This window comes from Micromonospora sp. NPDC051924 (assembly GCF_055586005.1).
This window is the reverse complement of the sequence record NZ_JBVJJA010000033.1, coordinates 17,387-28,536: the sequence shown is the minus strand read 5'-3', so window position 1 is coordinate 28,536 and position 11,150 is coordinate 17,387. Positions and strand designations below refer to the sequence as shown.

Sequence of the window (11,150 nt, the reverse complement as noted above, 5' to 3'; positions counted from 1 at the left end):
ACCCACCCCACCCCCCACCCCCCCCCCCCCTTCCCCCCCCCCCCCCCCCCCCCCCCCCCCCCCCCCCCCCCCCCCCGCCCCCCCCCCGTGGCCGTTCCTCCCCGGTGGTCAGCCGCCGTTGCTCTTCGACGGGGCGGGGGCGGGCGCCGAACCGCCGGCCACCGCGCTCGGGTGCGGCGTGGCGCTGGGCGTGGGCTTCAGCCCGGCCGGTACGGGCAGCGCGCTGCCCTTGGCGAACTCGTCCCAGCTGACGTTCCAGGCCGTGAAGCCGTTGCCCTGGTCCAGCTTCACCTCGGTGCCCTTGACGGTCACCAGGTCGCCGACCTGCGTGATGCCCATCAGCCAGTCGGCCGCGGCGGCCGAGACGTTGGTGCAGCCGTGGGAGACGTTGATGTTGCCCTGATCCCCCTCCGACCACGGCGCCGAGTGGATGAACTCGCCGCCCCAGGTGAGCCGCTGCGCGTCGTCGACGTCGACCACGTACCCGCCGTTCGGGTCACCCCGGGTGTCGAAGGTGGTCCGGTCGAACTTCTCCATGATCACCATCGTGCCGCTGGAGCTGGGCGTGCTCGACTTGCCCAGGCTCACCGGCACCTTGCGGAGCAGCTTGCCGTCCTGGTAGACGGACATCTGCTTGGTGGCGTTGTCGATGTCGAGCGAGACCTGCCGGCCGACCTTGGAGGTCGCCGAATGGTCGGCGTCCCCGATGGCGTCCTTGCCGATCGGCAGCCCTTCCAGCGCGCTCCGTACGCTGATCTTCGTGCCGGACTTCCAGTGGTCCGGCGCCCGGTATTCGACCTGCTTGCCGTCGGACTCCCACGACCAGGTGCCCGGCTGCGGCGGGTCGGTCTTCACGAACAACCGGCGCTGCACGTCCGCCCTGGCCTCTTTCGGAATGGGCGGGTCGAATGTGACGACCACCGGCATCGCCGTCCCGTACGTCTGATTGCTGGTGAAAAGCAATTCGCTGGTGACGGCCTGTTTGGTGGATTTCGCCATGGTGGTGAACGTCGTCTTCTGCGTGGTCGTTCGCCCGGAACCGCCGGTCGCGGTCACCTCCGCCGTGTACGTCCGCGAGTTCTCCAGCGGGCGGGCGGGCACCCAGCTCGACCCGTCCTCACGCGGCTCCGCCGGCACCGATCGACCCTTGTCGTCGGTGAGCTTCACCGCAGTGATCTTCCCGCCGCTCACCTTGGCGCCCACCTCGGCGCTGACCGGCACGTTCTTTGTCCGGTCGGCCGGGGTCAGGCTCACCGACAGCGGGGCCGTCGCCTTGCCGTGGCCCGGCTTCAGGGCCGACTTCTGCTCGGCGGTACACGCCCCGATCACCAACGGAGTGGCTGCGATGGTCACCGCAAATAGCGTCAATCGCCGCCTCACGTTCATATTCCGCACCCCATTTCCAGATCCCCTTGGCTCACATTCTGTACGGCCGCAGGGAAGCCGTGGCATATTCGGCGGAATTGCTCGCCGGGGGTGACTTCGATTTCGGCTGCGGCGTACGGAAATGGGAATCGGCGACGTGGAAAGGGTCGTGTGTCACGCCTGCGCCCGGTGGCGCCGGACGGGGCGGGACGACCGGTTCAGCCCCAGTCGTCGGAGCCGTGGTTACGGTCCCAGCGCCCGCCGATCGGCGGCGTGTCCAGCCGGGTGGGGCCTTCCGCGTTGCCGGCGAGGTCGTTGTCCTCGACCCGGCAGTCCACGCAACTGCCCTGTGCGGTGACCCAGAGCCCGTGCGTCTGGGCCTGCGGCCGCCGGCTGTCCCAGATCCGGTTCCCCCGGATGCTGGCCGAGTCGAGGGCGGCGTTCACCGTCAGGCCGGCCCGCGTCGCCGGCGCATCCGGCAGCTCGTACGGGGTGCCGGGCGCCGGGGTGTCCGCGCTCCAGGCGGTGAAGGCGTCGGGGCGGATCGGCGCCAGGGTCAGCGTGGCGGCGTCGTTCGCCGCCACCGCGGCGATCCGCTGGCCGACCCGGACGATCTTGCCCCGGTGCTCGTCGTGCTGCCAGTTGGCCCGCCGGTCGACCACCTGCTTCTCGCTGTACCGGACCGAGTCGCCACCGCCCCGCGCGGCGCCGCCGCACTGCCGGCCGTTGTTCCGGATCCGGTTGTTCACGATGATCGCGTCGACGAGCGGCCGGTCGATCCGAATCGCGTCCAGGCTGTTGCCGTAGAAGTCGTTGCTCTCCAGCACGATCTCGCGGGCGTGCTCCTGCTCCTCGCCGCCCAGGCTGCGCTGGTGGTAGCCGTACCGGCCGTTGCCGCTGATCCGGTTGCCCCGGATGGTGTACGGCCCGGGGGTGTTGCCGATGCTGATCCCGTCGTGCAGGTTGCCGTCGATCACGCAGTCGGACACGATGCCGCCCCGGCCGGCGGAGTGGGTGGTGCCCTTGGCGGACACGTGGAAGCCCGCCTCCAGGTTGCCGGTCATCGTGCAGGACGAGACGATCAGCCCGTTGGCGCCCCAGTCGGAGATGCCGAACCGGTTGCCCTGGGCGTGACAGCCGATGATCCGGATGCCGCGCGGCCGCAGCTCGCTGGCCTCCTGCAGCTCGAGGAAGATGCCGTTGGTGGCGTTGCCGACCGCCGAGCAGTTGACGATGTTCACCCGCTCGACGCTGCCCCACCCGCCGATGCCGATGCCGATGCCGGCGCCGCCCATCTCGGTGCCGTTGTCCAGCCGGCCGCAGCCGGCGACCAGCACCCCGTCGATCAGGCTGTCCTGGAGGAAGTCGCAACCCAGCCCGGTCGCCGCGGTGTGGTGGATGTAGAGGTTGCGGAACACGCCCCGGACCACGTACTGGAGGCCCAGCCCCTTGGCGAGCGGGTTGTACTCGGCCGACGCCACCCCGGAGCCGTCGATCTCGAAGTCGGCGAAGGTGCAGTACGCCAGGTGCCGTTCCCGGTCGGCGCCGTGCAGCGCGGCGGTGTGGAAGGCCAGCGGGGTGGGATCGGCCCGGTTGCCCGAGTTGCTCAGCACGAAGCGGGTCGCGCCGGGGCCGGCCCCGACCAGCGAGACGCCGGCCCGCCAGACCGTGCCGGCGTCCCGGATCGAGTAGACGCCGGGTGGGCAGTAGATCACCCGGGCCCGCCCGTCGGCGGCGTACGCGTCCCCCAACCGGTCGACCAGGGCGGCGAACGCCGGCTGGTCGTTGGTGGTCCCGTCCCCGGTCAGGCCGTGCTCCCGCGCGTCGCAGAGCAGCGGCGCGCCGGCCACCGGGTACGGGCGCAGGCCGCCGGCGGAGGGCATGTGCGGGTAGCCCATCCGTCTCCTCCCCGTCGACGACCGGCCTCGCTTTCCCGGTCGGGCGGAGAAGAAACGACACGGCCCCGGCCCCGGTCTGGGGCCGGGGCCGGGAGCGCGCCTCAGACGTTCGCCACCAGCAGGGCGGGCTGCTCGACGCAGTCCGCCACGTGCCGCAGGAACCCGCCGGCCACCCCACCGTCGCAGACCCGGTGGTCGAAGGTGAGGCTGAGCTGGGTGACCTTGCGGACCGCCAGCTGCCCGTCGACCACCCAGGGCTTGTCCACGATCCGACCGACGCCGAGCAGCGCCGCCTCCGGGTGGTTGATGATCGGGGTGGAGCCGTCCACGCCGAACACCCCGTAGTTGTTCAACGTGAAGGTGCCGCCGGTCAGCCGGGCCGGGGGCAGGCCGCCGGCCCGGGCGGCCGCGGTGGTCTCCGCGAGGGCGGCGGCCAGCTCGCGGGTGGTCAGCCGCTGGGCGTCGCGCAGCACCGGGACGACCAGGCCCCGGTCGGTCTGCGCGGCGATGCCCAGGTGCACCCCGGCCGACTGGACGATGCGCTGCCCCTCGGTGTCCACATGCGCGTTCAGCTGCGGATACCGCCGTAGGCCGCTGAGGCAGATCCGGGCCAGCAGGGCCAGGATGCTGACCGGCGCGTCCGGGGTGGCGGCGTTGATCGCGGCGCGGGTCTCCAGCAGCCCGGTGGCGTCCACGTCCACCCAGATGGTCACCTCGGGGATCTCCCGCCGGCTGCGGGAGAGCTTGTCGGCGATCGCCTTGCGGATGCCGGTGAGCGGGATGACCACGTCGCCGTCACCGGTGGGCGCGAGCCCGACGTGCGGCTCGGACGTCTCCGGCACGGCGGCGAGCTTCGCGGCCGGCGCGGCCGACGCCGCCTCGACGTCCGCGCGGCGGATCACGCCGCCGGGCCCGGTGCCGGTCAGGTCCGCCAGGTCCAGGCCGCGCTCCCGCGCCAGTCGCCGGACGATCGGCGAGATGACCAGCGGGGCGCCGGCCGGCGCGCCCTGAGCCGGCGATCCAGGGCCGGTCGTCGCCGTCCGGCCGGCGACCTCCGCCCCGGCGGGCGCCGCAGCGGCCGAGGCGTCCACCCCGGTCGGGACCGGCTGCGCCGGCGTGCCGTCCGCCGCCGCGCCGGGCTCGGGCGCGAGCGCCAGCCGGGGCCGCCGGCGGCGGCCGGAGCCACCGTGCCCGGTGCCGTACCCGATCAGCACGTTGCCGGAGCCGGCCCGCTCCTCCTCCCGGTAGGTGGCGTGCGGGTCGTCCCCGCCCGCGCCGTCGAGCGGCGCGATCGTGATCAGCGGCTGGCCCACCGGGCGGACCTCACCCGCCGCGCCGTGCAGGGCGACGACCCGTCCGGCGTACGGGCAGGGCACGTCGACGACGGCCTTGGCGGTCTCCACCTCGACCACGGTCTGGTCGACGCTGACCACGTCGCCGACGGCGACCCGCCACTCGACGATCTCCGCCTCGGTCAGCCCCTCCCCGAGGTCGGGCAGGAGGAAGTCCCGGGTTCCGACGGCGGTGGTCATGCCGCCACCCACCGGGTGTCGGGCTGGTCGTCCCACTGCAGCCGGGCGACGGTGTCCAGCACCCGGTCCACCGAGGGCAGGTGGGTGTGCTCCAGCATCGGCGCCGGGTACGGGATGTCCAGGCCGGACACCCGCAGCACCGGGGCGTGCAGGGCGTGGAAGCAGCGCTCCTGCACCCGGGCGGCGATCTCCGCGCCGACCCCGGCGAAGCCCTGCGCCTCCTGGATCACCACGCACCGGCCGGTCCTGCGCACCGACGCGACGACCGTGGCGTCGTCGAACGGCACGATGGTGCGCACGTCCACGACCTCCAGGTCCCAGCCCTCCTCGCGGGCCGCCTCGGCCGCCTCGAGCGCGACCGGCACGGCCGGGCCGTACGCGACCAGGGTGGCGTCGGTGCCGGCGCGGCGCACGACGGCCTTGCCGAACGGCGCGGTACGGGCCGGCAGCTCCGCCTCGGCGCTGGAGAAGTAGAGCTTCTTCGGCTCCATGAACACGACCGGGTCCGGGTCGTCGATCGCCTCGCGCAGCAGCGAGTACGCGTCCTCGACCGTCGCCGGGGTGACCACCTTCAGCCCGGGGGTGTGCGCGTAGTACGCCTCGGAGGAGTCGCAGTGGTGCTCCACCCCGCCGATGCCACCGGCGTACGGGACCCGGATGACGATCGGCACGCTGAGCGCGCCCCGGGTGCGGTTGCGCAGCTTCGCCACGTGCGAGGCGATCTGCTCGAACGCCGGGTACGCGAACGCGTCGAACTGCATCTCGACCACCGGCCGCAGCCCGGACATGGCCAGGCCGACCGCGAAGCCGACGATGCCGGCCTCGGCGAGCGGGGTGTCGAAGCAGCGCTTGTCACCGAACCGGGCCTGGAGCCCGTCGGTGATCCGGAAGACGCCGCCGAGCTGGCCGACGTCCTCGCCGAAGACGACCACCCGCTCGTCGTCGAGCATCGCGTCGGCGAGCGCCGCGTTGAGCGCCTTCGCCATGGTCATGGTGGCCATCAGGCGTCCCCCTCCTCGTCCCGGGCGGCGGCCAGCTCGGCGCGGACCTGCTCGCGCTGCTCGACCAGCTGCGGGGTCGGCTCCGCGTACACGTGCTCGAACAGGCTGAGCGGGTCGACCTGCGGCTGGACGTTCATCTGGTCGCGCAGCGCGGCGGCGTACGCCTCGGCCTCGTCGGCGATCGCCGCGACCGCAACGTCGTCCAGCACCCCGCGGTCGTGCAGGTACGCCTCCAGCCGGGCGACCGGGTCGCGGTCCCGCCACGCCTCGACCTCCTCGGCGTCCCGGTAGCGGGTCTGGTCGTCGGCGTTGGTGTGCGGCTCCATCCGGTAGGTGTGCGCCTCGACCAGGAACGGCCCCCTGCCGGACCGGGCGTGCTCGACCGCGCGGGTGAGCACCGCCAGGACGGCCACCGGGTCGTTGCCGTCCACCTGCTCGCTGGGCACGCCGTAGCCGACGCCCTTGTACGCCAGGCTCGGCGCGGCGGTCTGCCGGGAGAGCGGGACGCTGATGGCGTACTTGTTGTTCTGCACGAAGTAGACGACCGGGGCCTTGAACACGGCCGCGAAGTTGACCCCCTCGTGGAAGTCACCCTCGCTGGTGGCGCCGTCGCCGATGAAGGCCAGCGCCACGGTGTCCCGCCCCTGGTACGACTCGCCGTAGGCCAGGCCGGCGGCGTGCACGCACTGGGTGGCGAGCGGGGTGCACTGCGGCGCGGTGTGCGTCGCGGCCGGGTCGTAGCCGCAGTGCCAGTCGCCCCGCAGCAGGGTGAGCACCTCGACCGGGTCGATGCCCCGGGAGGTCAGCGCCATCGACTCGCGGTAGGTCGGGAAGACCCAGTCGGTGTCCCGCAGGGCGAGGACCGCGCCGACCTGGCACGCCTCCTGGCCTCGGGAGGACGGGTAGACGGCGAGGCGGCCCTGCTTGGTCAGCGCGGTGGCCTGCACGTCGAAGCGGCGGCCGACGACCATCCGGCGGTACATCTCCCGCAGCGCCTCGACCGACGGCTCCGGGTAGTCGTCCCGGGCGGGCAGCGGCGTGCCGTCCGGGTTCAGCAGCCGGACCGGCTCGGTGGCCGGCAGCAGGCCGGCCGACGGATCGGGGGCGGCCGGGGTGGCCGGCCGGCGGGTGCGGGGGGATGCCCTGCGGACCGCCTCTGGTGTGGTCGTCACGGCGGGGACCTCCTGGACGTGTGGTGGCCCTATGCTCCTGCTGTCGGATGATTGACTCAACGTCGCGGATGAACGCGGGACGAATGGCGCTGGGAGGAGGCCTTGATGAGCCAGGAGACCGGCACCACACCGGGCACGGCGGGTGGAACGGGACGTTCGGCCGGGCCGCTCGACGAGGTGGACCGGCGGATCCTGCACGAACTGGTCCGGGACGGCCGGCTCTCGATCCGTACGCTCGCCGAACGGGTGCACGTCTCGCGCACCAACGCGTACGCCCGGCTGGAGCGGCTGGTCCGCGACGGGGTGGTCACCGGGTTCCAGGCGCGGGTCGCCCCGGAGCCCGCCGGGCTGGGCACGTCGGCGTACATCGCGCTGACCATCGAGCAGAACACCTGGCGAGAGGTGTCGGCGGAGCTGGCCCAGGTGCGCTACATCGAGCACGCGGCGCTGCTCAGCGGCGAGCACGACGTGCTGGCCCTGGTCCGCGCGCCGGACAACGCCACCCTGCGGGACGTGGTGCTCGACCGGGTGCAGAGCATCGCCGGGGTGCTGTCGACCCGGACCTGGCTGGTCTTCGGGGAGTTCGACGGGACGCAGAGCCCCTGGCCGTGACTCAGCGCTCCGGCGGGGACTCCAGGCCCTCCCGATCGGCCAGCTCCAGCAGCGGTTCGAGAGAGAAACGCCGCCCGTCCAGGCCGGCGTGCGGGTCACCCCGCTCGGCGAACCGGGCCGGCATGCTCACCACGTCGAAGTCCTCCGGCCGCGCGTCGTCCAGCTCCGCCCAGTCCAGCGGCGCGGACACCAGCGCCCGCGGGGTGGGCCGGATGGAGTACGCCGAGGTCATGGTGTGGTCGCGGGCCATCTGGTTGTAGTCGACGAAGACCGGCCGGTCCCGCTGCTCCCGCCACCAGGTGGTGGTGACCAGATCGGGCAGCCGGCGCTGCATCTCACGGCCCAGGGCCAGCACCGCCCGCCGGCAGTCGCCGAAGCTCCACCGGGGCTCGATGGACAGGTAGACGTGGATGCCCCGGCCGCCGGTGGTCTTCGGGTGACCGACCAGGCCCAACTCGTCGAGGAACGCCCGTACCTCGTGGGCGACCGGCACCACCTGGCCGAAGTCCACCCCGGGCATCGGGTCGAGGTCGATCCGGAGCTGGTCGGGGTGCTCGACGTCGTCCTTGGACACCGGCCACGGGTGGAACCGCAGGGTGCCCAGGTTGGCCGCCCAGGCCACCACGGCCAGCTCGGACGGCGCGACCTCGTCGGCAGTCCGGCCGCTGGGGAAGGTGATGTGCGCGGTGCGCACCCAGTCGGGCGCGCCCGCCGGCAGCCGCTTCTGGTAGAACGCGTCGCCCTTGTTGCTCTGCCGGGTGGCGATCTTCGCGCCCTCGAACACCCCGCGCGGCCAGCGCTCCAGCATGGTCGGACGGTCCCGCAGGGCGCGCAGGATGCCGTCGCCGACCGACAGGAAGTAGCTGACCACGTCCAGCTTGGTCAGCCCGCGCTCCGGGAAGTACGGCTTGTCCGGGCTGGAGACGCGGACCACCCGCTCCCCCACCCGGATCTCCTCCGCCGCCGTGGTCGCCACGCCTCACACCGTACGACGCGGCGGCGCGCCACGCGGGGATGTCGTCAGGCGATGAGCAGGACCCCGACGGCGATCAGCGGCACGGAGACGAAGAGGAAGATGCCGACACCGGTGAGCACTCGGCCGCCGCCTGCGCCCTCCCGCTCCGGGGCTAGGCCGAAGGTCGACCGGGCCGGCAGCATGCCGATCCGGCTCAACGTCAGATCACCGGTCATCCCCAGCAGCGCGCCGACCAGCATGAACGCCACGCCGAGCCGGTGGGTGAACTCGCCGCCGCTGACCGCGACCCAGACGCCCACCGCGACGCCGATCACGACCACCGCGATCACGAAGAGCACCAGGGCTTCCCGCAGCCCCTTGATGACCGTCGACATGTGCCGCCCTCCCCGCGCACCGGGCCCGCCCCGGTACGCCGGACGACATTCTGCCCGGTCGATGCCACCGGACGCAGTCCGGCGCCCGTCGGACGGTCACCACCGACGGGCGCGCGGCGGCCGGACGGGCGCGCTCCGCCCGTCCGGCCCGTCGCGTACGGGTCAGCCGTTCTCCTTCTGGAGCCGGCTCATCAGCAACTTCTTGCCCTGGTCGCCGGCCTTGCGATTGTTCTCCTGGATCTTGCGGAACCAGGTCGCCAGCTCGGTGTCGCCCCGATCCTCCGCGTCCGCGATGTACGTCTCCATTTGCCAGATGTGCTGGAGTGACATCTGCACGGCGTGGATCAGGTCGTAGTTCTTGTCCTTCACCGGGCTCATCGGCTCTCGGACCATGGTCGCCACGGCGCACCTCCCCCTGCGTCGACTTCCGGAGCCCCGCGCTTACCCGTCCGGGGCCGGTTCACGCCCCCGTCCCGCGTCCGGTGGCCCCCGACCGGCACGGTTACCTGCGGCGGGCCCCGGGTAGGGGAGGCCGCATGGCGGAACTGGCAGCGCTCTGGATCGTCCGGCACGGGGAGAGCACGGCGAACGTCGCGGCGACCGCCGCGGAGGCGTCGGGCGCCGAACTGATCGACCTCACCCACCGGGACGCCGACGTGCCGCTCTCGTCCACCGGCGAGGAGCAGGCCCGGGCGACGGGCCGGTGGCTGGCCGGGCTGCCGGAGCAGCGCCGCCCGGACGTCGCGGTGGTGTCGCCGTACCTGCGCGCGGTGCAGACCGCCGAGCTGGCCCTGGCCGGCACCGACGTGCCGGTCAGCCGGGACGAGCGGTTGCGCGACCGGGAGCTGGGCATCCTCGACGGGCTCACCCCCCACGGGGTGCGGGGCCGCTACCCGGCCGAGGCGGAACGCCGGGCCCGGCTGGGCAAGTTCTACTACCGGCCGCCCGGCGGCGAGTCCTGGACCGATGTGGCACTGCGGCTGCGCGCCCTCCTCGGCGACCTGCGCCGCGACCACGCCGGACGGCGGGTGCTGCTGTTCGGCCACGACGCGCTGGTCTTCCTGCTCCGCTACCTGGTGGAGGGGCTGACCGAAGAGGAGTTGATGGGGCTCACCCGCCAGCAGGTCATCGCCAACTGCTCGGTCACCGGCTGGTCCGCCGACGACGCCGGCCGGTTGACGCCGGACCTGTTCAATGACGTCGCCCACCTGCACCGGCAGGGCGCGCGCCCGACCCGGGAGGACGAGGTCCATGCCGAGCCGGTCTGAGGTCATCACCCCCGCACTGCTGCGCGACTGGGCGCTGCCCGTGCCGACCGGCGGCAAGGAGGCCCGCGGGACGGTGCTGGTGGTCGGCGGGTCCCGGTTCACCCCCGGGGCGGTGCTGCTCGCCGGGGTGGCCGCGCTGCGCGCCGGCGCCGGCGTGCTGCAACTGGCCGCCGCCGAGTCCACCGCCGCCGCGCTGAGCATCCAGGTGCCGGAGGCGCTGGTGGTCGGCCTGCCCGAGACGGACGACGGCGCGGTGCGGGGCGACCCGCGCGACCTGCTCGACGGCCTGGTGGCCGAGGCGGACGTGGTGGCGGTCGGCCCCGGCCTCAAGGACATCGACGCCACCCGGGGCCTGCTGCACCTGGTGCTCGACGCGGCCGGCCCCCAGGCCTCACTGGTGCTCGACGCGTACGCGCTCGGCGCGCTCAGCCACGAGCCGGACCTGCTGGTCGGCTCGGGCCGCAGGGTGGTGCTCACGCCGAACCTCACCGAGGCCCGGCACCTGCTCGACCGCGAACCGGGCGACGACCTGGACGCGGAGGCGGTCGAGCTGGCCCGCCGGTACGACGCGGTGGTCTCCCTCTACGGCCACATCGCCACCTCGGCCGGGCGGTGCTGGCGGGAGGAGAGCGGCGACGCCGGGCTCGGCACCTCCGGCAGCGGCGACGTCCGCGCCGGACTCCTCGCCGGCCTGCTGTCCCGGGGCGCCGAGCCGGCGCAGGCCGCGTGCTGGGCCGCGTTCGCGCACGCGGTGAGCGGACAACGCCTGGTCCCCCGGTACGGCCGGATCGGCTTCCTCGCCCGTGAGCTGCTGGACGAGATCCCATACACGTTGGCCACCGTCTGACGGTTGTTGTTCGTCCGTTCGGATGTGTGTAACACCACATTGGCCTCCCTACGCTGGTCCATCGAAGGTGAGCAACCTGCTCGTCTTCCGCCGGCCCGCTTCCCA

Annotated in this window: 11 protein-coding genes; 3 read left to right on the top strand and 8 right to left on the bottom strand. The window is 73.3% G+C overall.

The features are described 5' to 3' along the window. Positions 1-108 precede the first annotated feature (108 nt). The 5 genes from ACZ6S5_RS24015 to pdhA all read right to left on the bottom strand — a co-directional run bounded on the left by ACZ6S5_RS24015 (position 109) and on the right by pdhA (position 7,001). Positions 109-1,353, bottom strand: a complete 1,245-nt coding sequence (locus tag ACZ6S5_RS24015; RefSeq protein WP_466003875.1) for a L,D-transpeptidase — start codon at positions 1,351-1,353, stop codon at positions 109-111. Positions 1,354-1,583: 230 nt separating this feature from the next. After that, positions 1,584-3,263 carry a right-handed parallel beta-helix repeat-containing protein gene (locus tag ACZ6S5_RS24010; RefSeq protein WP_466003874.1) on the bottom strand — a complete coding sequence of 560 codons (1,680 nt, stop codon included), beginning with the start codon at positions 3,261-3,263 and terminating at the stop codon, positions 1,584-1,586. 101 nt (positions 3,264-3,364) lie between these two features. Further along, a complete protein-coding gene (locus ACZ6S5_RS24005; RefSeq protein ID WP_466003872.1) occupies positions 3,365-4,795 on the bottom strand; it encodes a dihydrolipoamide acetyltransferase family protein in 1,431 nt (476 codons plus the stop codon). Continuing rightward, positions 4,792-5,796: an alpha-ketoacid dehydrogenase subunit beta gene (locus ACZ6S5_RS24000; protein WP_466003870.1), complete on the bottom strand. Its 1,005-nt coding sequence runs from the start codon at positions 5,794-5,796 to the stop codon at positions 4,792-4,794. The genes ACZ6S5_RS24005 and ACZ6S5_RS24000 overlap by 4 nt, the downstream gene beginning before the upstream one ends. Continuing rightward, positions 5,796-7,001, bottom strand: coding sequence for a pyruvate dehydrogenase (acetyl-transferring) E1 component subunit alpha (pdhA, locus tag ACZ6S5_RS23995; RefSeq protein WP_466003970.1), 1,206 nt, complete (start codon positions 6,999-7,001; stop codon positions 5,796-5,798). The genes ACZ6S5_RS24000 and pdhA overlap by 1 nt, the downstream gene beginning before the upstream one ends. A gap of 72 nt (positions 7,002-7,073) precedes the next feature. On the opposite strand from pdhA, the gene ACZ6S5_RS23990 reads away from it, so the two are divergent. Then, on the top strand, positions 7,074-7,580 hold the full coding sequence (locus ACZ6S5_RS23990; protein ID WP_466003869.1) for an Lrp/AsnC family transcriptional regulator: 507 nt from the start codon (positions 7,074-7,076) through the stop codon (positions 7,578-7,580). A gap of 1 nt (position 7,581) precedes the next feature. Here the strand turns inward: ACZ6S5_RS23990 and ACZ6S5_RS23985 are convergent, their stop codons facing one another. From ACZ6S5_RS23985 to ACZ6S5_RS23975, 3 genes are all read right to left on the bottom strand, one after another. Continuing rightward, positions 7,582-8,556, bottom strand: coding sequence for a DNA polymerase domain-containing protein (locus ACZ6S5_RS23985; protein WP_466003867.1), 975 nt, complete (start codon positions 8,554-8,556; stop codon positions 7,582-7,584). 44 nt (positions 8,557-8,600) lie between these two features. Further along, a complete protein-coding gene (locus ACZ6S5_RS23980) occupies positions 8,601-8,930 on the bottom strand; it encodes a hypothetical protein (RefSeq protein WP_466003866.1) in 330 nt (109 codons plus the stop codon). Between the two features lie 162 nt (positions 8,931-9,092). Then, complete coding sequence (locus ACZ6S5_RS23975) at positions 9,093-9,323, bottom strand: hypothetical protein (protein ID WP_466003969.1); 231 nt, start codon at positions 9,321-9,323, stop codon at positions 9,093-9,095. 143 nt (positions 9,324-9,466) lie between these two features. Between ACZ6S5_RS23975 and ACZ6S5_RS23970 the strand changes: the two genes are divergently transcribed. Continuing rightward, positions 9,467-10,198 carry a histidine phosphatase family protein gene (locus tag ACZ6S5_RS23970; RefSeq protein ID WP_466003864.1) on the top strand — a complete coding sequence of 244 codons (732 nt, stop codon included), beginning with the start codon at positions 9,467-9,469 and terminating at the stop codon, positions 10,196-10,198. Next, positions 10,182-11,045 carry an NAD(P)H-hydrate dehydratase gene (locus ACZ6S5_RS23965; RefSeq protein WP_466003862.1) on the top strand — a complete coding sequence of 288 codons (864 nt, stop codon included), beginning with the start codon at positions 10,182-10,184 and terminating at the stop codon, positions 11,043-11,045. Before ACZ6S5_RS23970 ends, ACZ6S5_RS23965 begins: the two co-directional genes overlap by 17 nt. Positions 11,046-11,150: the final 105 nt, after the last annotated feature.